Source organism: Leptospira abararensis (assembly GCF_016918735.1).
Taxonomy (GTDB): Bacteria; Spirochaetota; Leptospiria; order Leptospirales; family Leptospiraceae; genus Leptospira_A; species Leptospira_A abararensis.
In genome coordinates, this window is record NZ_JAFFPR010000032.1 from 1 (window position 1) to 19,751 (window position 19,751).

Here is a 19,751-nt window from a genome sequence, read left to right on the forward strand (position 1 = left end):
CGCATTGGTTCGTTTGAAAGAAGAAGAAATCCAATATCTTAATGACTGGGTTTCTAAAAATTCGGGATCTCCAATCATGAAATAAATGTTTTCCAAAACCCTTTTTATCGATTAATTTCATAAATTGTTTAGGAAGTATTTGGTCCGTATCAATATCTTCTCTCGGGATAGTGACTGCCACTCCCGTATGGATTGTCCAATTTACTACGCTCATACCAATTTCCTCACATCTGTAAATTTTCCGGTCACTGCCGCAGCCGCTGCCATAGAAGGACTGACTAAATGAGTTCTCCCACCCCTGCCTTGTCTACCTTCGAAGTTACGGTTAGAAGTAGACGCACATCTTTCTCCTGGTTTTAATACGTCATCGTTCATCGCAAGACAAAGCGAACAACCTGGCTCTCTCCATTCAAATCCAGCTTCCATAAAAATCTGATCCAAACCTTCTCGTTCTGCCTGACGTTTCACAGAGCCTGAACCCGGAACGACCAAAGCTTGCACATTCGGATGGACTTTTTTTCCTTTGGCAACTTCTGCTGCGGATCTCAAGTCTTCTATCCTTGCATTCGTACACGAGCCGATGAATACTTTATCAATTCTAATTTCTGAAATGGGTGTTCCTGGTTTTAAACCCATATATGCAAGTGCATTCTCTGCAGTTTCTTTTGCTCTGGCGTCTAAGATTTCTTTTGGATTCGGAACAATACCGTCGATAGGCAAAGACTGAGAAGGATTGGTTCCCCAGGTCACTTGGGGTTCTATATTAGAAATATCTAATTCAATCATCTCATCAAAAACTGCATCGTCATCAGTGAAGAATGTTTTCCAATATTCTATTGCTTTCCGAAAACTTTCTCCTTTTGGGACAAGCTTTCTATCTTTCAAATAATCAAATGTGATCTGGTCCGGTGCTATGAGACTTGCCCTAGCTCCCGCTTCGATACTCATATTACAAAGAGTCATTCGACCTTCCATAGAAAGAGAACTAATCCATTCACCTGAATATTCCATAGTGAATCCCCTGCCCCCAGAGGTTCCAATCTTTCTTATGAGTTCTAAGACTATATCTTTTGCAGTGATACCAAATCCAGGTTTACCTACAAATCGGACAAGCATCGATTTTGTTTTTGCCTGCTTCAGAGTTTGTGTCGCTAACACATGTTCGACTTCACTAGTCCCTATCCCGAAAGCTAATGCACCAAATGCTCCATGTGTTGCAGTATGAGAATCTCCGCATACGATTACAGATCCAGGGATAGTAAAACCTAATTCAGGACCTAAAACATGGACAATCCCTTGTTCGGGATCGTCCGGTCCGAATAAACGGATTCCAAAATCTTTACAATTTTTCTCCATGGTATCGATCTGCAATCGGGAGATCGGTCCTGCTGCGTCTCGGTTGTTACGATCCTTTGTGGAAACATTATGATCCACAACTCCAAAGGTGAGATCTGTCCTTCTTACCTTTCTATTTTTCGCTCTTAATCCTTCGAAAGCTTGAGCAGAAGTCACTTCATGAAGGATATGCCTGTCTACATATAGAATTGTTTCAGAGTCGGAATTTTCTAAGATCCGATGACTTTCCCAAATTTTGTCGTAAAGAGTTTGTCCCATATTTCCCTCTTGATAAATAATATATCAAATTAATCGATATAATGCAAATAAATTGGTTTTATAAAATATATAACTAAAAGTTATATATATAAATGGAATTCAGACAGATCATTTATTTTCTAGAAATCTCAGAATCAGGTACTTTTCAAAAGGCAGCAACTCGACTGGGATTGACACAACCCGCGCTCTCAAGACAGATCTTTCTTTTGGAAAAGGAATTGGGAGTCACCGTCTTAGAAAGAGGAGGAAGGTCGGTTCGACTCACTCATGAAGGGGAAAGGTTTTATCAGTATTCGATTAGAATGAAAGAATTATGGGAAGAAATACAAAACGGCTTTTCTAAAGATAATGAACTAAAAGGTAACTTTTCTATTTCTGCGGGAGGGACGGTCTCCGCCTGGATCTTACCTCAAATCTTAAAAGACATTCTGAATAAAAGACCAGGACTTTCACTTTCGGTAAGAGAAGGAGATGCTAAGGAGACTAAGGACGCAGTGTTAAAAGGAGAAGTGGATCTTGGGATTTTGACTGGTCCTATTTCTGAGCCTAGTCTAAATGTTTTAGAATTTCTATCCGACAGGATCTTTCCTGTCGCAGCCAAAGCTCATCCCATTTTTCTTAAAAAGAAAATTAGAATAGAGGATCTAAAAAAACAATCCTTTGTGTTCTTCCATCCAGGTTCGGCTCTTAGAAAAGCTGTGGAAAAGAAAATAAAAAAATTTTCAAAAGAATTTGGATCTAAAATCGCGATGGAACTGAGAAGCGTTGAATCTGTAATCAAATCATTGGAAGCGGGGCTTGGAATCGGTTTTTTATCAGAATATTCGATAAGTTCAAAATTGGGAAAAATTAAATTCGAAGATTGGAACGTGGAACGGAAATTTTACCTCTGTTATCGCAAGAAATCTGGACCTGCACTGGCACTACTCGCAGAAGATATTTTAAGATCCGCTGAGAAATGGAGGTTAGAAAAAGAAACCTCTCACCCTTCATAAAAATCAGAATCAGGCAATCATTCGATACAAATTCGATTTTATATAAGAAGGCAAAACTATGTTTTAGTTCGATCTACAAAATAATATTACAATGGCGCAACTGGAGGAATTTGCTCCAACTCAAAAATTAAAACGATAGTTGGCACCGACTTGAACGGATGTCAATACCGTCTTCGAATCATATAAGATCGGGATTAAGATTTGTGGCCCATAAAAGCTTAGTAAGATTTGGGACGGATCTGTATTTCCCCCGTCTTCGTTTTCCGTTATATATCCTGATTTTAATTTGTTATTTAAGGTCATGTTGCTTGTTTCCAAGAATAAACTTAAGTCACCTGAGATCTGTGTTGTGAATTTCACATTCACTTCGGTTCCAGTAGATTTCCATTGATAATCCAGGCCATATTGATTGTATCTAAAAGAAGAGGCATCCAATCGAAATTCGTTGCTTCGAAACGAGGAAGGGCCTTGCATATCCAAGTGCAAAATCTGTCCTTGTAGAGTAAATCTTTCCCAAAATTTCCATTCAAACCCAATACCAAAACTGTAACCTTTGAGCGCACTGTTTGTTTCCCGATAACTCACTCGGTTGGGATTAATTCCAGTTGCGGTAATCCCTCCGAGACTATCGACTTCTTGAGCGGTCTTTGTCCAAATTCTTTCCACCCCTCCCAAAATTTGAAGATCTAAAACCGGATGCGGATAAGGAGAAAAACCAATCCTGGAAGAAAGTTTTTGAAACTTTGTTTCCCCGTTGCCTAGCAGAACATTTGCAGTTTTTTCAGAACTGGAGGAAGAAGACCCACCCCCTCCTCCGAAAGATAACGTCTGGAAGCCACCTATGTCTAAATTTCCTTTCGCTTCCGTTCCGCGAATCTCCAAGCTGAACCGATTCCAAGTGTAAAACAAACGCGTTGTTGCACTGTGATTTTTACTTTTATAAGGAGTGGATTGCAGTTCGGCCTGACCACCACTGCTAAAAAGAAGTCCAGCATACTGAATTGTCTGAAAGAAAGGGCGAAGCTCCGATTGACTCTCACCACTTCCAACCCCGAAGGAACCTTCTAGATAATGACGTTTTGATTTTGAAAGTTGTTCTTGCTTGGTTTTAAGCTTCTCTTCTTCTAGCTTTTGCTTTTCTGCGAGTTCTTTTTCCTCTTTGATTTTCTTATCTTTCTCTAAAATCAAAGCTTCTTTTTTTAGCGTAGCGGAATCCGTCCCCTTCCCATAAGAAACTTTCTGAACCGCAGACTTAGGAAACACTTTCGTATTCCCGTTTGCAAGTTTGATGGTCACAGAATCCTTATCTTGGGCTAAAACCGAACCTTCTAATTTTTCTCCGGACTTGAGGAGAATTGTTTCACTACGAAGAGATAAGTTTGCAAAAAGCAGTGCTGCGAACCATAAGGGAATAATTTTTTTCATAATTTGAACCAATTCAAAACAGGTATCGGAGGATCTTAACATATTGGCATCTATATGCAAATCGATTAAACAATTTAATGTTCGATTAGAATGAAAAAAACTAAGCTTTTGGAATTACTATTAAAAATTAATAACCCGAGTCACAGGATGGCCTACTTTCATTATTATTACTTTTCAATCCAACAAAGTTACAAGATGAAACAAACATTCAATCAGAAAAGTTCTTGCGATACTTTTTGATCATCATCGGAGGAAGATTTAATTGAAAAAATAAAGTCTGTTGTTAGTGAAATTCAATTTTTCTCGTCTCATATCATTAGATAATCATACCAGAACCGGACTGCAAATTTTGAGCGATATTCCCTTAATTCCCACTGACCAACTTGCTAAATTTGAATTTAATGATGACCTGCTCAGTAGTTATCGTAAGAGCAAACAAATCCCGCTCGATCTTTATGATCGAGATGGCAAACTCATCATGGCAAAAAAAAAGAACGCAACGGAAGAGGATTTTGGTAAACTTTTAAAGATTGAGTTACAAGGAGCCTATTGCCTTACATCTGAAACTAAAAAAATTCGTGTAATTTCCGGAGATACGGCAGACCCTCGTCAAACAAAACTTTTTGACCCAGACAAAACTACGGAATTTGCCAAACAAACTGAAGCGCTGATTCTTGAGTTAAAAAAAGAAGCATTCAATTCGGATCATGCACTACGAGTTCACAAATCAATCGGAAAAGTTTTAGATGATTTCACTAGCAATCCAGATTTTGAATCTGGATTATTTAATATATTAGAAATTTTGAATTATGCTGGCGTTCCAGTGGAATCGGAACTCATGACCAAACGAACAATTGTCGCGATGGGTATGAAAGTCCGTACCAAAAAGATAGGTATGGGCGAAGATAAAAAACCCAATAAAAAAGACCATCTTTCGGTAATGACGGCAAGTTTTCTTGCGGATATTGGTTATTCAAAGTTAGTTCTTCCAGACAAACCAAACTTGACTAAAGAAGAATACAATTCAATCCAACAACATCCGATTATAAGTTACTTAATGACTCTTGCAGCACCAGAAATTACGCAAGAAATTCGTACTCTTGTTTTGAACCACCATAGACCATTTCGAGGTAACTCAATAAATAATAACTTCCCTGACAATAATACAGTATTTAGAAAGTTGATGGTAATTAGGGATAAGTTTATAAAAGATCCAAGTAAAAAAATGATTGTTGCTGATATAGATGCACAACTTCGAATCCAAGAATCGAATGTAAACTCAGTCAATTTTGAAGAAGATATAGCAATTTTGTCTCTTGCTAGTGAATATGCAAGTTTAACAACAAATCAACCGTGGCGCCCAGCCTTCAATTCAGCAACAGCATTAAAAATGATTGTAAATGATTCGTTTTTTTCCTATAGCAATAGAAACATTCGTCACTTATTGGACTATGTCGGTGCCAGTTTAACCAATAATCAAAATATAATTAACGTAGGTGATTATGTAATCACCGCTTCTATTGATTCTGAAAAACAGGCACATTTTGATATCTGTAAAATTTTAGAAATCGATCGCTTCCAGACCCGCCCAATGATCCAAAGAATATGCACCATCAAACCTTTGTTTAAAAAAGGGATTAAGTATCGAATTGCCGATTTTGATATTAACGAAATTCGTATGGACAAACGAAGAGCAGTGATTGACCTTGCAGGCCAGACATCCAGTACCCAAAGGATCATTTACATTATAGATCCAGAAATGAACGCACCTCTTTATGATGCAGCCAGAAAGATGGACATTTCTTAACGGAACTCATTGTCTTTTACTTTCAAAACAAAGCGACCGCTAACGCACCCTTACGATCTCTCTCGCATGTTCACTGAGTAAGAACGAAATGCTTGCGTAAAACCATCCTGACCATGAAATCAGCGAATGCGCCGAAAACTCTGGATATTTGTATTTATTTTCAGCATTCTTTTTTCGTTGGGAGCAGAAGTCATCGCAGGGCTTGGTGGGTTTGCCAGTGCCTTTTCTTCTATAGAACTGGGATCGGGCACACTGCCAGGGGCTCGAGTGGGCGGACCATTCATACTAACGATCGTTCTAGTATTCTTGTTTCTCATCGTGTTATCATTTATTTCGTTACTCACTACCTCTGGAATACTGGGACTAATCAAAGGTATACTCCTGGGAGTGACCTTATGTCTGTTAGTTGACTACCTAGTTGTCAGAGGAAAAATCGAACCAGGCGATCCTGCAATCATACGCCGCTTTGCAGGTCGTGGCGCGGCATTTATGTTCGTGTTTGTGCTCTGGGTTGGGATCCTGAATCCGTTACTATCGCAACTGGGAACTCAGCCAATCGAAGTTTTCAGTGCAAAAGATATAGTTGGAATTTTTTCTACCACAGGAATTTTTGTTTGCGGTTTCTTTGCCTGCATCGGTGTAATGAGGTATTACTGGACGCGGGGAAAGAATTACAAAGTATGAAAAATCTGCATTCTTGGTAGTTTCAAAGTCGAAGGACAACCTTAAGTTGTGAGCCTTAGGAAATCGTTTACCAAATTCTTCCTGAATGTATCCCCAAAAAAATATATGTTCACAACGAAGAATTGTCTCCACACATTATCCATCTAAGGAATGATTCAAACCAGAGAGTTTTCCTTATGAATGTCGAATTGAGCATGGATCTAACATTATTCCTTTGGAACAGCACGATTGCCATTATCGCGGTAGCTCTTGTGACCTACCTGGCAAGCTTCCGCCAAACCATCCTTCTCATACTCGTTTTAGCCTTTGTTCTGTTAGCTGGTATTCAATTTATCAGCGACCCACACCATGATTCGATTGAAATCATGGGCTTTATCAAGCTGATGCTGCTTCTACCTTTTGGCTTGGGAGCCGTTCTGGCCTTCGCTAGTTTTTCCGAAGATAAACAACAAAGGTTCCTGCTTCGCTTTTCCCGTTATATCAACTTTGCTGTGGTGGCAAATATCTTCGTTATGGTGTTCACTCCCGATGGCGGCACCTATCGCGGGTTCTTGAGCCGGTTTGTTTGTCTTGCGCTCCTCGTATGGTTAATTCAGGAAATGGCAAAAGAACGTTTCCAGACAACTCAGTTTGATCGCGGATTTTTCATCTTTCGATCCTCGCCTTTGCAATGGATTTATTCTCATGCAGCTTACCGAATCGCACTCCTTTCCTTGCCAACCTTTGATAGCATTCAATACCTACTCCTGGAACCCTTGAGCCTTGTCGTCATGGCTGTCCTCTATCACTTTCACAAAAAACGTTTTGCTCTCTGCTATTATTTTGGTTTTGCGGACACGATTGTCGTCACTACACTAACGGTCGTTGGGCGGTTTCCGATTCGGTCCCCGTTCGAACTAAAGGGTCCTTATTTCAAAATTCTAACAGAAAATCAATGGGACATGGTATTTGTACCCATTCAGCTTGCAGTCATCATTCTTACTTTACGGGCTATATACAAAAATTCCCCCCACTCAAAGAGGACATAAAAAAACCCCACAAGTAATTGCGAGGTTTACAAGGCTTCGGTCGCTTTCCCGACCGCTAACGCGCCCTTACGATCACATTTTTTTTTCAGCAAGTCGATCTAACTTTCGACCACTATGATTCTAAAAAAGCATTTAACTTTTTCCATGAAACATATTGCGTATACTTTCTTCATGGATTTTATTCCCCTTTTTAAAAAAAGTTTACATTTCTAGAAATTCATCCTATATCTTTCAAAAATATGGCTATCAATGATAAATTATTGGAACGTGTTCGGAAGTCTATCGAAGGACAGACGAATGTGGAAGAGAAGAAAATGTTTGGCGGTTTATGTTTCATGGTAAACGGCAAAATGTGCATTTGTGTTAGAAATGATGAAATCATGTGCAGAATCGATCCAGAAACTTTTGAATCCATTCTATCGAAGAAAAAGGCTCGCCCAATGATCCATAACGGACACCTGATGAAAGGATTTGTTTTTGTTAAGGAAGAAAATATAAAAACAAAAAAAGAAATTGAATACTGGATTCAATTATCTCTCGAATACAATAAAAAATCTCCACCAGCCAAGAAAACGAATCAAATAAAACCTTCCCCTAAAAAAAATAAGAAAGGTATTCTGGAATAGTAAGACTCCATTTGGTTTCTTGCGGATCAATTTTTTATGAACCACATTGAATCAAGAAAGCACTGATTCGCATCTGATTATTTTTATTTGGTTCTGGAAAAACTCTTATGTAAATTTATATATGCTAATAGATATTCATGAGCTGATTATTTCACCTAATGAACGCCATCATTGGGTTATCTATATTCAGCCGTAAAGTTCATGTTGTCGATGAACGAAAACATCGATATTTTCTATCGGTATCACTAACTTCAAAGCCAGAATAAACATCAGGCACCATGGTAGGAGAAAGAGCTTAAGAAGAAATACAACTTGATCGTTGTATATTTTTTCTAAAACGATCCAGAGATCCTCCGAAACATTTTAAAGAAGACTAATTTTCGATCTAATACCCACATCTATCCTCAAAAAAAACCAAATTAAATGGCCGAGGTTCGCTATTTCTCATAGAAAATTATGTCTCATTTTTTTTGAGTTTCCCCCGAAAATATAGTCGCCTTGAAGCCGATTGGCTTCCTAAAATGGTCAATCTGTGACGAGTATAAGAGGGTCCCTTCTGGGATTGGCGACTGGATCTTCGAAAAACCCTTAGCACTTTGCTACGTGATTAAAGACCTTGTGACAAAAATCCACAGGTATCTGTGACTAATTTTTATGTAATGAGTGACTTAAAACGATGTTGGTAATGTTGGCCTTTGCCATGCCATATTCATTTTTCTAATGGTAAAATAGAGGTCAATTACGGGGAATACTTTTGATTTAGCCAGGATTGATCTTTATGGAAATCAATGAGATATCGGAACTTGGCATTCAATTGGCATGGTCTAAAATTTAATAATGGGAAGACACAAGCAGTTTGATCGAACAGAAGTTATAGAAAAGGCAATGCATGTCTTTTGGGAAAAAGGCTTTGCAAGCTCAAGTCTCAAAGACATTGAAAAAGCGACTGGTGTTTTTAAGTCCGGCCTATATTCTGAATTCGAAGACAAAGACGATCTTTTTATTCAGACCATCATACACTACAAACAAACTCATCCTTCGAGAACGGTTTTGAGGGAGGAGCCATTTGGCTGGGGAAATATCAGAGAATTCTTTCGGTTGGTGATTCTTTCTGAGAATCAGCTTGGCGACTATCTAGCACGTATAATTCCCGAGATCGGCATCCTTCCCAAGAAAGTCCGGTCAATTGTTGAAGAGAGCGCGACCGCCTGTGGGGATGATTTTGTTAAAAATCTGAAGGCTGACGGGGTTAAAAAAGATATTCAACTAGCCCTGGATTTCATCACAACTTTTTATTACGGCATGACGGTTAAGGTGAAAATGGAGCCCGCTGAAAAGATCGAAAGAGAGATTGACCGATTCATCAAGCTTCTTCAATCCTCCTTGAAGTAAGAGAAATTACGACCTCTTCGATTTCTTGAGGTCGCAATTTTTACGTCTTGGTTAGCAGCTGTAAGCTTATGAATTATGACCTGTCCAATATTGCCGGTACCAATCACTCCAATTTTCATAAAATCTCCGTTCTTAAAATCGTCTCCACTGCTTATCGCATGGAGACTATCTGATTCGTCAAAGTTATCGAGCGCCACCGCTAACCATCATGATTTCTCCGGTGATCCATTCCGCTTCGTCAGACGCTAAAAAAGCCGTTATGTTTGCGATGTCTTCTGGGAATCCAATTCGTCCCATAGGAATTGTTTTGACCATGAATTCTTCAGCTTCAGGAGACATACCGGCCTTTTGTGCGCCTTCTGTTCTGATGGAACCAGGATTGACTTGATTCACTCTGATTTTTCGTGGAGCCAACTCCTTAGAGAGAACTAATGTAATGCCGTTTATTGCGGCTTTACTCGATGAATAGATTACAGAGTTAGGTGGAGCCATGGTTGCAACGATAGATCCGATATTGATGATGCTGCCGCCATCATTAAAGTGTTTAAGTGCGGCCTTGATCGCAAGGATCGGTGCAATAACATTTATGCCGAACTGGCGATTGACTTCTTCAAGAGTGGATGCCTCAATCGGAAGGAACTGAAATACGCCAGCATTGTTAACCAAGATATCGATTTTTCCAAACTGTTTAGAGGCAGTATCAAAAAGAGATTCTAACTCCAGTTCCTTCGTAACGTCGACTTTAACAGCGACTACTTTTGATACCGACGCCTCAATCTCTTTTATGAGCCTTTCGGCGGCCTCTTTGTTGGAGTTGTAAGTGAAGATAACGTTAGCACCTTGTTTAGCTAGCTTTCTAACAATACCCGCGCCGATTCCTTGAGAGCCACCAGTAACGACGGCAGTTTTTCCTTGTAATGACAACATAAAATCTCCTTTTCTTAACGATTAATTTTGAACTGCATTTGTTTATAATTTACTGTGAACAGATAAAAACATCTAACCTAAGTTAGCGCATGCCTCCACTTACCATAATGACTTCTCCGGTAATCCATCTTGCATCATCAGAAACGAGAAATGCGGTAAGATTAGCAATGTCATCTGGAAATCCAATTCGTCCCAATGGGATTCTTTCAATTAGTTCGGCTTCCATTTTAAGATCCATCCCGGCTTTTTTATTTCCCTCTGTTCTGACTGAACCTGGGTTAATTTGATTCACAGTGATTTTTCTCGGAGCAAGCTCCTTAGAAAGAACTTTTGTTATCCCATCAATGGCCGCTTTGGTTGATGCGTAAGCCATGAAATTAGGTGGTGCCCAAGTTGCGGCAATCGATCCCATATTGATAATGCTACCGCCGTCGTTAAAGTGCTTGAGTGCGTATTTAACTGCAAACATTGGAGCAAAAACATTGGTATTGAAGAGGCGCTGTACTTCTTCGAGAACGATATCTTCGGCTGGGCTGAACGTAAAAACACCAGCATTGTTGACCAAGATGTCAAGCTTCCCAAAATGTTGGGCGGCTTTTTCAAATAAGTTTTCTAGATCTTGAACCTTTGTAACGTCTGCATGGATGGCGGCGACTTTAGAACCAGAGACTTCAAGCTCTTTAGCAAGTTTATCGGCGGCCTCTTTGTTGGAATTATAGTTGAAGAAAACATTGGCGCCTTGGCTTGCCAATTTTTTAACGATCCCTGCACCGATACCTTGAGAGCCACCTGTAACGACGGCTGTTTTCCCTTTTAAAGACATAAATTAAACTCCTCTTCTTAAATATTTTCTATTTTCAGAACCGATCGGTACAGTATATTGGGATGACAAAACTAGTCAATATTATTTTGTACCGATCGGTACAAAATAAGGTAAGCCGTTGTAACGGGTAGACGAAAGCGCTTTGGTCACACAGAGGTCAAAGATGACTCAGTTTATTAAGCACCTTCAATCTTCAATGGCAGGCTATGTGAGCGGAAAACCGAGAGAGAGACAAAGATAAAGTTTTAGGGAACACCAGAGATCAAGTTGGATCACCCGGCTACATATACCCTATGCTTCTACACATTTTTGAAGATTTCCCTATTGATCCTCAAAATCTTCACAAAATAAAAAATCCTCACCTTTAAGCCGAATGGCTTCTTATAGCGTAATCTGTATTAAAGATCGGACATTGACTTTTTCATGCGGTTGGATCATGAAAAACTCGTTGAATCTCCCATGCACTTAAAAATAATCCAGGATTTGCCCCCATATTATGACACATCCCCTTTATTCCTGCAGACATAAAAAAAACCCGCAAGTAATTGCGAGGTTTATAATCGATGCTTCGACAAGCTCAGCATCCCATCCTATGTCTGTTTCTCAAACCGAACCCTGAGTAGCGAAGCGTACCGAAGGGCGAGGTGAGAGATTACTTTTACAAAATACAACTTAGCGTGACAACAATCTCAAGCGAAAGGTAATTGGTTTCCTTTATAAAAGGAGGATAACGCTTGTTTCACTAAAAACTGCTAGAATATTTTCTTACGGAAAATATTCTGTGGCTACCTTGTTACGACTTCACCCTCTTCACGAGTTTCACTTTAGAAGTGACTCCTCTAGCGGTTAAGAAAAACCTCTTCGGGGCGAGTCCCTTAAAATTCGATTCTCTTCTTTGAATTTATTCGAATTTACAAAACAATAGATTAAAAATTAAGGGTCGGGCTATTCAGGGCTTCGGTCGCTTTCGCGACCGCTAACGCGCCCTTACTATCCCTCTCGCAGTCCTTCGATACACTTGGTTACTCAGGGCACGTATAGATCTTAGCATTATTATATAATTTATAACGGAATGGATATGAGCATGTGATATTGCAAAAACTCTTTCATGGTCTTTAAGTAATAAAATATTATTTGGCCTGAATGTATTAGTTCATTTCAATCGACCATTTTTTGTATTCCAATTATTAAGCCTAATTAAACTTTGTTGACTAAAATTTCTGTTTTTTTGTTATAATTGGACAAAGATTTATAATGGTTGCATAATTAAAATTTTCGATTCTGAGAAAACTAATTTAAAGATAACAATGGAAATACGAATGTAGCAACATACGGGCCTCAAAAAGTAAAAAGTATAGAACGAGAAGATTTCAAAATGACTAACCTTAATCTCTTTAATTTTTTTACTTTGACCTGCTCCCCAAAAATTGGACCACTTGATAAGTTAGTTTTCCTCCGAAATTAAGGAGCAAAGCATGGCAAAGAAAAGAATCTAAAATATTCCAAATATTGAAGGAAGCAGAATCGGATATCCCGATCAAAGAATTATCTAGAAAGCATGGAATCACTGAACAAACCTTTTATAGATGGCGTAACAAATAGAGTGGACTTGAGCTAAGTGACATCAAACAAATGAATGAACTCGAGCGAGAGAATTCTGAATTAAAGAAGATCGTTGCAAACATGGCTCTGGAAATCCAGGCGATAAAAAATGTACTCGGAAAAAAGTTTTAGACAGACCGAGTAAATTAAGAGCGATCGATCTGTTAAACAAGGAAGGTATTTCAAAAAGGCGAAGCCTGAAGCTCTTAGATTTTCTTCATGAACGAACTATAGATGGTAGGAAGGCACGAATTCTATCTAGGGTCGATCTTTGCACAAGAGAAAATGTTGTTTTATCAGCAGACTATTCGATTTCTTCTGTAAGATTAATTCGGTTCTTGGAATCATTGCCTGAACTTCCAAAATCGTTCATCACTGACAATGGTCCTGAATTCACTTCAAGAGTCTTTATTAATTGGTTATCCAAGAATAATATCGGTATATACTATATTTACCCAGGTAAACCAACACAAAATGCATTCGTTGAAAGCTTCAATGGTAAGCTAAGATCTGAATGTTTGCAATTGAGCTTCTGTCGGGATTTGAATGAACTAAGAAATGAGCTTTCTAAATTTCAAAAGGACTACAATGAAGAACGTCTCCATTCTTCTTTAAATTATTTGACCCCCTTAGAGTTCAAAGCGAAGTATGGAAATTAAATTATGAGGATTGAACTAACTTAATAGTTGGTCTAACAATCGGGGGCAGGTCATTAAAACCAGGAGGATTGATCAAGTATTTATTCTATATTTTTCGCTTTTTAAGTTATACCTACTTATTTTATCAGTTTTTTGTTTTTCAAATATCGGACGAGATTGTTGATCTTAAACACGGATACTTTGGTTTTGATTTTGATTTTGTTACAAGTTTTACTATTTTCTTTGCCGGAAAGCGGAGAAACGATGAGATTTACAATAGGAATTTTACCGTTAATTGCTCTTTTACCAAAATTCATATTCAAAATTCCTGGAATCGTTTAGAAAACTTGGCAGAGCAAAGTTAGTCGAAAAAAACAAAAGGATACTAGTCCAGAAACAAATTTCTTCAAATTTGAACTAACAAAAACCTTATTTATATTCCACTCAAAATACCTAACTTCCATTAGCACCAAAGAAAAGGATTAGGATAACTTTCCTACAAATACATTCTTTTTCTGCCTCAGCTCCTTTCATGATTAGTTACTACTCAAAATGTGAACTTTTTATAAATAAAATTCTGAATATTAGAAAGTATCTTTCTCTGAAAGAGAATTTGTGTTAGGGGAAATAATCAAGCAACCCACGAGCCACTCCCCTCCTCCCTAACTCGGGAGGGGGTTTTTTGATTCGTACAAGAATTATGTCTCATTCTTTCAAATACCTATCACAGCACATCCACCTAATCAAAGTAGAGATTTCTCGTTTCTCTTTTTAGCCATCACTTTTTATCATTCAACTTGGTGCGAGACAATGTCATCAGAAAACATCATGGACCAAAGGAGCCGATCAAAAAAGCAACAAGCAAAACTGACTGCAAATCAAGATTCCTTTCACAATTGAAACAAAAAATATTACTAGAAAGAATAAGAAAATTTTCTTTCTATGCTAGAGAAATTAAGAAAAAGCCTACTAACCTTGATTAGATTAATTAAATTCCCTAACGAATGTTAGCAATCTTTTATCCTGAAAAAGCTGTCTTTGGAAACTAATAGGGAAAAGATAACTTTAAATTCGTTCATTTTTGATCGAAATGTGCGCAGTTATTTTCCTACTCTTCAGTTATCAAAGTTGTAAACAATTAGCAATGAATAGCTCTTGTAATCCAAAATCATAAAGTTATGTAGAGACTTTGTTATTTGAATCCTCATCGGAAAATCCAATTCCCTTCTGCGGGTTCTGTGTCAGGAATGCACCAAAACTCTCGAAAATCCAAGCTTATCTGAAAGCGTCAAATGTAGAAGCAGGAGATCTTTTTGGGAACTCAGTCGTCATTTCAAGAGATACCATCGTTGTCGGTTCTACTGGAGAAGTGAGTAACCAAACTTCAATTACTACTGGACCAAGTGCAAACAACTCTGCCGTTAATTCTGGTGCTGGTTGTGTTTTTATTAGAAAATAAATGAAACAACTGATTCCCTATCAAAAGAAAACCTAATTGTCGAGATCTCAACATTTGTGTTAAGCATTGTGTATCCTCCTATCCTTCGTTCCATCTCAGACGGAAACCAATCCGCACAAACTTCAAACGAAGTTGATAAAAGAGGACTCTCTCCTTACCACAAACGAGAAGTGAACATAACCATCACAAAATACAAACGTAAAATTCAAATCTGCTACAATTTATACCTAGATACAAAACCAAAGCTTAAAGAATAGGGAGTGAAAGCCGGTCAAGCGGGAAAGTAAAACTTACTTTCGCTGGTTAGGTTTACGTTTCCATTTTGCATCTTCGTATTTCTTCTCTTAGAAGCATTAAGGGAAAAATACCTACATGGTGGAATATAGACACCAAGTGAAGACATTCGGTAACCGCAGGAATTTTGAAGAGAGTTTTGTAAGTTTGGGATTTGAAAAACAATTTTCAATCGGCTCTTCCAATGAAGAATCAAATGTAACTTCGGTTGCACAAACCTCGATAATACGGAAACCATAGAAGCAACACCTCAGATCAAAACGTTTTCATCTCTCGCAAGTGAAATTTTTGAACCTAAGACAACCAGGACTCATGTGGAAGGCCGAGCAAAATCGGATGCTCTTGCATTTTGCAATTGAATACCCGGTCTCATCTGTGTTCAGGATTTAAAAAACGTCATTTGTAATGAGCAAATCGTCTAATCCTCCTTTTTAAATGGATTTGTTTTTTGTATCGTTTCCTCGATTAATAGCCGTTTGGAGAGGGAGCTAAAATGAAGATTCGAGAGAATTGTAAATTAGGGTACGGACCTTGGAAATTTTTGGTCATAACGACAATCTTTCCGTGAATTCTAGTAGGTCTGAATCCCATATTCTCTATGCATTTTAATTGAGAATGAGAGGATGAGTTTTCGAAGGCGCAGAAAATTTCTCCTCTAAACCCGTTGTGAAAAGTTATTAGGGCTTAAAACCGCAGTCTAGCTTCGAATTCACTAAATCTTCTGGAGGCTGACCGCTAGTTTGTGTTATTTCAGTGTCGTTACTTTCATTGATTTTCAATTTAAGAGCCAAGGCTTCTTCTGATTTTAATTCAAATGTAAAATTTGAATTTTTTTTAACGTTCTGAGAGCGATTCATAATAATGAACTGGTGCTTTCCTGGAGGTAACGATACCGGGCAAAAGGCTCCCATTTTTAGATCGGCGACAAGATCACCCGGTGTTAAAAATGAATATTCCTTTTTTGGGTCTTTGTAGAATATTTTTATATCCAACCCTCTTGCCCATTCATCGTAAACTCGATAAAAGTAGATTTTACCCTCCCCTTTTTTCAATTTAACAGGCTGGAAAGGAATTGTACTCTCCGTTAGAGAGATGCATGTAGCGGAAAACCCAAGGACCAAAGAGATGATCATAAGTTTTGGAATCTGAAGGAGAAAAAATCTCATATTTTAATTAACCTTAGTTAGATAATTGATTCTAATGATAGATATATTAATAATTGTCAATATGCAATTTAAAATTTATAGTCGCTTTTATGCCGACTGGCTTCCTATAATGGACAATCTGTCACAAATACTAGGATTCCCTTCTGAATACGGAGACTGGACTTATTAAAAGGAGAAGGAATTTCATAAGTGGTGATGCGGATATTTCATAGGTGGGTGGATCGTAGTCTTGAATAGTGTTATTCTCCTTTCGAAGAAGAAAAGTTTGGGGACCAGAAATGCTTAGACCATTGGGCTACCGAATTCAATCGACCCACGTATTAAAACACCTTGGAGCTGGGGTTGCTTCTTGGAATATTCAGCAATATGAATTTGTTTCTGATAACCATGAAATCATATTGAAAGAGAAAAAATCAAATCTGCAATTTTCGGTAATATTTTACCATTTTCATGACGTGAGAATTATTGAGAAATTGCTTATAAGTCTGAAGGCAATGATTGATATAAAATTTAATGGCCGTTGGAGTCTAATAAGTCAGATCGAATCAGCTATCGAAATTTCGAAGTTAAGTTTTTCAGAGCGTATTCTAAAGAGATTCGGATTGTAGGTTTTTATGATTCTATTTGATTTTCAAACTTTTTTAAATCAAAAATATGGTGGGATTTCTCGTTTGTTTGTCGAAGTAATGAATTATCTCAGCAAACATGATAGTGCGTTTGAAATACCACTTGTATCCTCGGAAAATGTAAATTTAATTGGAAAGGAATTCTACAAGCCAACTTCTAAAATTAAGTATGCTTTGGAAGTTCCTGAAATCGAAACTTGGCTTTCAGGCAAAAGTTTTTCAGGAAAGTCATTTCTTTATTCATTATATAAGTCATATAAAAATCTCAAAAATAAGTTTGTTTTCAGGTTTTTATATAGAAGAAATCAGAAACTAATTACTAACAAACTGTTGGATCAAAAAATAAAAGTTTTTCATCCAACGTATTTTGATGATTACTATTTGGACCAAATTTCTAAGAGTCCAACTAAGTTTGTCATCACAATTTTTGATCTGATACACGAACGTTTTCCCGGGTATTATAAGCCGGATGATATAGCTTTACGGAACCGAAAATCGCTTTGTTATGCGGCTGATAGAATCATTGCAATTTCGAAATCAACCAAAAATGATTTAATAGAGTTTTATGGGATTCCAAAGGATAAAATCGATGTCATTCATTTGGCTTCTAATTTGCATTTGACTTCTAATTTAGAATCTAATTTGATTTGGAAAAATTATATTCTATTTGTTGGAGGAAGGGGCGGGTATAAAAATTTCAATAACTTTGTGATTGGAATTTCTCCTATAATACAAAAATATAAGGTTAATCTAATTTTTGCTGGTGGTGGTAAATTTACTCACGAAGAAAAAGAAACTCTTAAAAAAGCCAATATCTTAGGAAAATCACTCCAGGTTCCTTTTCGGTCTGATTCAGAGATAAAACAACTTTACCAAAATGCTTTGGTATTTGTATTTCCTTCTCTGTATGAAGGATTTGGAATTCCGCTCCTAGAGGCAATGTCTTTGGGTTGTCCAGTCGCTTGTAGTAATACTAGTTCATTTCCCGAGGTTGTTGGTGACGCTGCAGTAACCTTTGATCCTTGGTATCCAGAATCGATTAGAGATTCCGTCGATCGATTATTCAATTCCGAATTTTTGAGACGAAAAATGATTGCTAAAGGGAAAGAGCGATCGAAACAATTTTCTTGGGAAAAAACTGGTGAAGAACATCTGAAAATCTATAAACAATTATTGGCATCTTCTTTTGAATCCAAATAACATACCTATTATAACAATTGTTACTCCATCTTTCAATCAAGGAGCTTTTATTTCCGAAACACTAAGTTCTGTAATAGAACAAGAAGGTCCGTTTTACATTGATTTTATCGTTATGGATGGTCTTTCCACTGATAACACGGTAGAAATTCTTGAAAAATTTGAAAAAAAAATAAAAGGATACCCCTCGGCGATTCAAATTTCCGGCAAAACATTTCACTCGATTGGAGCAAACCAAGGTGTTTCTTTTTCCTGGAAATCGGAAAGAGATTTCGGTCAGACCGATGCTTTAAACAAAGCTATCCGTTTGATCTTAAAAGAAAGCCATTACTTTAATTGGTTATGCAGTGATGATAAGTATAGAACAAAGAATGCTTTAGCTTCTTTATTAATGAAATCAATACCAAAGAGTGTTGTGTATGGAAAATCTATTTATGTAGATGAATTTGGTAAAGATTTAAAAGAATATGCAACGGCTCAAGTAACAGAGGTAAATATATTCGAAAACTTTGGAATGGCTCAACCTTCTGCATTGGTTTGTTTTGATTCTACTGAGGACCTTGTTTTGGATCTTAAGTATTCATCTATTATGGATCTTTTTCTTTGGGTTAGTTTATTTCATTTAGGTTATCAGTTTTTGTATGTTGATGATTTAATTGTTTCTGAATATAGAATCCATACAAATAGTAAAACATCTTCTTGGCGATTGCGAACATATTCTGAAATTATGTCGTTGATGCAGTTCACCGGAAAACAGATATCACAAAAGTTGCTTGGTTCAATGTACCATGAGTGTATTCGAGGTGGCAACGGTAAATTAGGAATAACTTTACGATTCCTAAACTCTCGTTACTTAGATGCAATATTGATTAGAGTTTTAAAAATATGTTTCAACCGCTTTAAGTTAAATCTTAGTTTTTTGCTCTCGACTCCAAAAACAAATTGGAATCCATAAGTTTTTTATCATCACAAATTATTTTCTTCTACTTAGATTGAACACATAGCTATGAAACAGCAGAAAAAGCAAAGGAAGCAGATATCGATCGTAATACCTTCTTTTAATGAAGAGGGAAATATTCAAAAAATTTATAAATGCTTTTAAGCCGACTGGCTTGCTATAATGGAAATTGTGTATCGACGTTTGGGAATCATTTCTGGATTTGGGGTTTGATCGTGGTAAAACACTTATCATTTAACTAGTAGTAAGTTAAATTGATAAATGTAATATTTCAGATAAGCTAAAGAGGTATGTTTTCATTTGTTGAAGTCACTTTTCCGTATATAAAAAAACCCCGCTAGTATTAGCGAGGTTTATAATCGATGCTTCGATACACTTCGTTACTCAGCATCCTATCCTATGTCTGTTTTCCGAACCGAACCCTGAGTAGCGAAGCGTACCGAAGGGCGAGGTGAGAGATTACTTTTACAAAATACAACGTAGCGTGACA

19 protein-coding genes and 1 pseudogene are annotated in these 19,751 nt (G+C 37.5%); 12 read left to right on the plus strand and 8 right to left on the minus strand.

What is annotated here, in order from left to right; translation table 11 throughout:
• Together JWG40_RS10355 and leuC are read right to left on the minus strand one after the other, a co-directional pair.
• A pseudogene (locus JWG40_RS10355) lies at nt 1-214 on the minus strand (hypothetical protein); the annotation flags it as partial.
• Nucleotides 211-1,614 (minus strand): 3-isopropylmalate dehydratase large subunit, encoded by a 1,404-nt coding sequence (leuC, locus tag JWG40_RS10360; protein WP_205285737.1) that lies wholly within the window; start codon nt 1,612-1,614, stop codon nt 211-213. The pseudogene JWG40_RS10355 and the gene leuC, both read right to left, overlap by 4 nt.
• 92 nt (nt 1,615-1,706) lie before the next feature.
• Here leuC and JWG40_RS10365 point away from each other — a divergent pair, with 92 nt between their 5' ends.
• Nucleotides 1,707-2,609 carry a LysR family transcriptional regulator gene (locus JWG40_RS10365; RefSeq protein ID WP_205285738.1) on the plus strand — a complete coding sequence of 301 codons (903 nt, stop codon included), beginning with the start codon at nt 1,707-1,709 and terminating at the stop codon, nt 2,607-2,609.
• Nucleotides 2,610-2,729: 120 nt separating this feature from the next.
• Here JWG40_RS10365 and JWG40_RS10370 read toward each other — a convergent pair whose 3' ends face one another.
• A complete protein-coding gene (locus JWG40_RS10370) occupies nt 2,730-4,034 on the minus strand; it encodes an LA_0442/LA_0875 N-terminal domain-containing protein (protein WP_205285739.1) in 1,305 nt (434 codons plus the stop codon).
• A gap of 349 nt (nt 4,035-4,383) precedes the next feature.
• Here JWG40_RS10370 and JWG40_RS10375 point away from each other — a divergent pair, with 349 nt between their 5' ends.
• The 5 genes from JWG40_RS10375 (at nt 4,384) to JWG40_RS10395 (ending at nt 9,571) form a co-directional block, all read left to right on the plus strand.
• Nucleotides 4,384-5,841 carry an HD-GYP domain-containing protein gene (locus tag JWG40_RS10375; protein WP_205285740.1) on the plus strand — a complete coding sequence of 486 codons (1,458 nt, stop codon included), beginning with the start codon at nt 4,384-4,386 and terminating at the stop codon, nt 5,839-5,841.
• Between the two features lie 126 nt (nt 5,842-5,967).
• Nucleotides 5,968-6,525, plus strand: coding sequence for a hypothetical protein (locus JWG40_RS10380; RefSeq protein WP_205285741.1), 558 nt, complete (start codon nt 5,968-5,970; stop codon nt 6,523-6,525).
• Nucleotides 6,526-6,719: 194 nt separating this feature from the next.
• A complete protein-coding gene (locus JWG40_RS10385) occupies nt 6,720-7,553 on the plus strand; it encodes a hypothetical protein (RefSeq protein WP_232369313.1) in 834 nt (277 codons plus the stop codon).
• Nucleotides 7,554-7,852: 299 nt separating this feature from the next.
• Nucleotides 7,853-8,179 (plus strand): TfoX/Sxy family protein, encoded by a 327-nt coding sequence (locus JWG40_RS10390; protein ID WP_332470570.1) that lies wholly within the window; start codon nt 7,853-7,855, stop codon nt 8,177-8,179.
• Between the two features lie 837 nt (nt 8,180-9,016).
• Nucleotides 9,017-9,571: a TetR/AcrR family transcriptional regulator gene (locus tag JWG40_RS10395; RefSeq protein ID WP_205285743.1), complete on the plus strand. Its 555-nt coding sequence runs from the start codon at nt 9,017-9,019 to the stop codon at nt 9,569-9,571.
• On the opposite strand, the gene JWG40_RS10400 is transcribed toward JWG40_RS10395, so the two are convergent.
• The 3 genes from JWG40_RS10400 to JWG40_RS10410 all read right to left on the minus strand — a co-directional run bounded on the left by JWG40_RS10400 (nt 9,553) and on the right by JWG40_RS10410 (nt 11,321).
• On the minus strand, nt 9,553-9,690 hold the full coding sequence (locus tag JWG40_RS10400) for an NAD(P)-binding domain-containing protein (RefSeq protein ID WP_232369314.1): 138 nt from the start codon (nt 9,688-9,690) through the stop codon (nt 9,553-9,555). The two genes, JWG40_RS10395 and JWG40_RS10400, sit on opposite strands and share 19 nt — an antisense overlap.
• 64 nt (nt 9,691-9,754) lie before the next feature.
• Nucleotides 9,755-10,498 carry an SDR family NAD(P)-dependent oxidoreductase gene (locus tag JWG40_RS10405; protein ID WP_205285744.1) on the minus strand — a complete coding sequence of 248 codons (744 nt, stop codon included), beginning with the start codon at nt 10,496-10,498 and terminating at the stop codon, nt 9,755-9,757.
• 82 nt (nt 10,499-10,580) lie between these two features.
• Complete coding sequence (locus tag JWG40_RS10410) at nt 10,581-11,321, minus strand: SDR family NAD(P)-dependent oxidoreductase (RefSeq protein WP_205285745.1); 741 nt, start codon at nt 11,319-11,321, stop codon at nt 10,581-10,583.
• A gap of 1,497 nt (nt 11,322-12,818) precedes the next feature.
• Here JWG40_RS10410 and JWG40_RS20165 point away from each other — a divergent pair.
• A complete protein-coding gene (locus JWG40_RS20165; protein WP_408611512.1) occupies nt 12,819-12,923 on the plus strand; it encodes a transposase in 105 nt (34 codons plus the stop codon).
• A gap of 197 nt (nt 12,924-13,120) precedes the next feature.
• Nucleotides 13,121-13,582 (plus strand): integrase core domain-containing protein, encoded by a 462-nt coding sequence (locus JWG40_RS19920; RefSeq protein ID WP_332470576.1) that lies wholly within the window; start codon nt 13,121-13,123, stop codon nt 13,580-13,582.
• 116 nt (nt 13,583-13,698) lie between these two features.
• Here the strand turns inward: JWG40_RS19920 and JWG40_RS10425 are convergent, their stop codons facing one another.
• Nucleotides 13,699-13,878: a hypothetical protein gene (locus JWG40_RS10425; RefSeq protein ID WP_205285747.1), complete on the minus strand. Its 180-nt coding sequence runs from the start codon at nt 13,876-13,878 to the stop codon at nt 13,699-13,701.
• Between the two features lie 872 nt (nt 13,879-14,750).
• Between JWG40_RS10425 and JWG40_RS10430 the strand changes: the two genes are divergently transcribed.
• Both JWG40_RS10430 and JWG40_RS10435 read left to right on the plus strand, forming a co-directional pair.
• Complete coding sequence (locus tag JWG40_RS10430; RefSeq protein WP_205285748.1) at nt 14,751-15,020, plus strand: FG-GAP repeat protein; 270 nt, start codon at nt 14,751-14,753, stop codon at nt 15,018-15,020.
• Between the two features lie 56 nt (nt 15,021-15,076).
• Nucleotides 15,077-15,277, plus strand: a complete 201-nt coding sequence (locus tag JWG40_RS10435; RefSeq protein WP_205285749.1) for a hypothetical protein — start codon at nt 15,077-15,079, stop codon at nt 15,275-15,277.
• 714 nt (nt 15,278-15,991) lie between these two features.
• Here JWG40_RS10435 and JWG40_RS10440 read toward each other — a convergent pair.
• Nucleotides 15,992-16,447, minus strand: coding sequence for a hypothetical protein (locus JWG40_RS10440; protein ID WP_205285750.1), 456 nt, complete (start codon nt 16,445-16,447; stop codon nt 15,992-15,994).
• A 647-nt stretch (nt 16,448-17,094) separates the two neighbouring features.
• Here JWG40_RS10440 and JWG40_RS10445 point away from each other — a divergent pair.
• Nucleotides 17,095-18,306 (plus strand): glycosyltransferase family 4 protein, encoded by a 1,212-nt coding sequence (locus JWG40_RS10445; RefSeq protein WP_205285751.1) that lies wholly within the window; start codon nt 17,095-17,097, stop codon nt 18,304-18,306.
• Nucleotides 18,293-19,258 carry a glycosyltransferase gene (locus JWG40_RS10450; RefSeq protein WP_205285752.1) on the plus strand — a complete coding sequence of 322 codons (966 nt, stop codon included), beginning with the start codon at nt 18,293-18,295 and terminating at the stop codon, nt 19,256-19,258. Before JWG40_RS10445 ends, JWG40_RS10450 begins: the two co-directional genes overlap by 14 nt.
• Nucleotides 19,259-19,751 lie beyond the last annotated feature (493 nt).

What these genes read in the sequence shown, in the direction of transcription:
- JWG40_RS10395 (WP_205285743.1), top strand. Translation starts at nt 9,017, where the DNA reads ATGGGAAGACACAAGCAGTTTGATCGAACAGAAGTTATAGAAAAGGCA.
- JWG40_RS10370 (WP_205285739.1), bottom strand. Translation starts at nt 4,034, where the DNA reads ATGAAAAAAATTATTCCCTTATGGTTCGCAGCACTGCTTTTTGCAAAC.
- JWG40_RS10365 (WP_205285738.1), top strand. Translation starts at nt 1,707, where the DNA reads ATGGAATTCAGACAGATCATTTATTTTCTAGAAATCTCAGAATCAGGT.
- JWG40_RS10410 (WP_205285745.1), bottom strand. Translation starts at nt 11,321, where the DNA reads ATGTCTTTAAAAGGGAAAACAGCCGTCGTTACAGGTGGCTCTCAAGGT.
- JWG40_RS10380 (WP_205285741.1), top strand. Translation starts at nt 5,968, where the DNA reads ATGCGCCGAAAACTCTGGATATTTGTATTTATTTTCAGCATTCTTTTT.
- JWG40_RS10440 (WP_205285750.1), bottom strand. Translation starts at nt 16,447, where the DNA reads ATGATCATCTCTTTGGTCCTTGGGTTTTCCGCTACATGCATCTCTCTA.
- JWG40_RS10445 (WP_205285751.1), top strand. Translation starts at nt 17,095, where the DNA reads ATGATTCTATTTGATTTTCAAACTTTTTTAAATCAAAAATATGGTGGG.
- JWG40_RS10385 (WP_232369313.1), top strand. Translation starts at nt 6,720, where the DNA reads ATGGATCTAACATTATTCCTTTGGAACAGCACGATTGCCATTATCGCG.
- JWG40_RS10400 (WP_232369314.1), bottom strand. Translation starts at nt 9,690, where the DNA reads ATGAAAATTGGAGTGATTGGTACCGGCAATATTGGACAGGTCATAATT.
- JWG40_RS10425 (WP_205285747.1), bottom strand. Translation starts at nt 13,878, where the DNA reads ATGAATTTTGGTAAAAGAGCAATTAACGGTAAAATTCCTATTGTAAAT.
- leuC (WP_205285737.1), bottom strand. Translation starts at nt 1,614, where the DNA reads ATGGGACAAACTCTTTACGACAAAATTTGGGAAAGTCATCGGATCTTA.
- JWG40_RS10405 (WP_205285744.1), bottom strand. Translation starts at nt 10,498, where the DNA reads ATGTTGTCATTACAAGGAAAAACTGCCGTCGTTACTGGTGGCTCTCAA.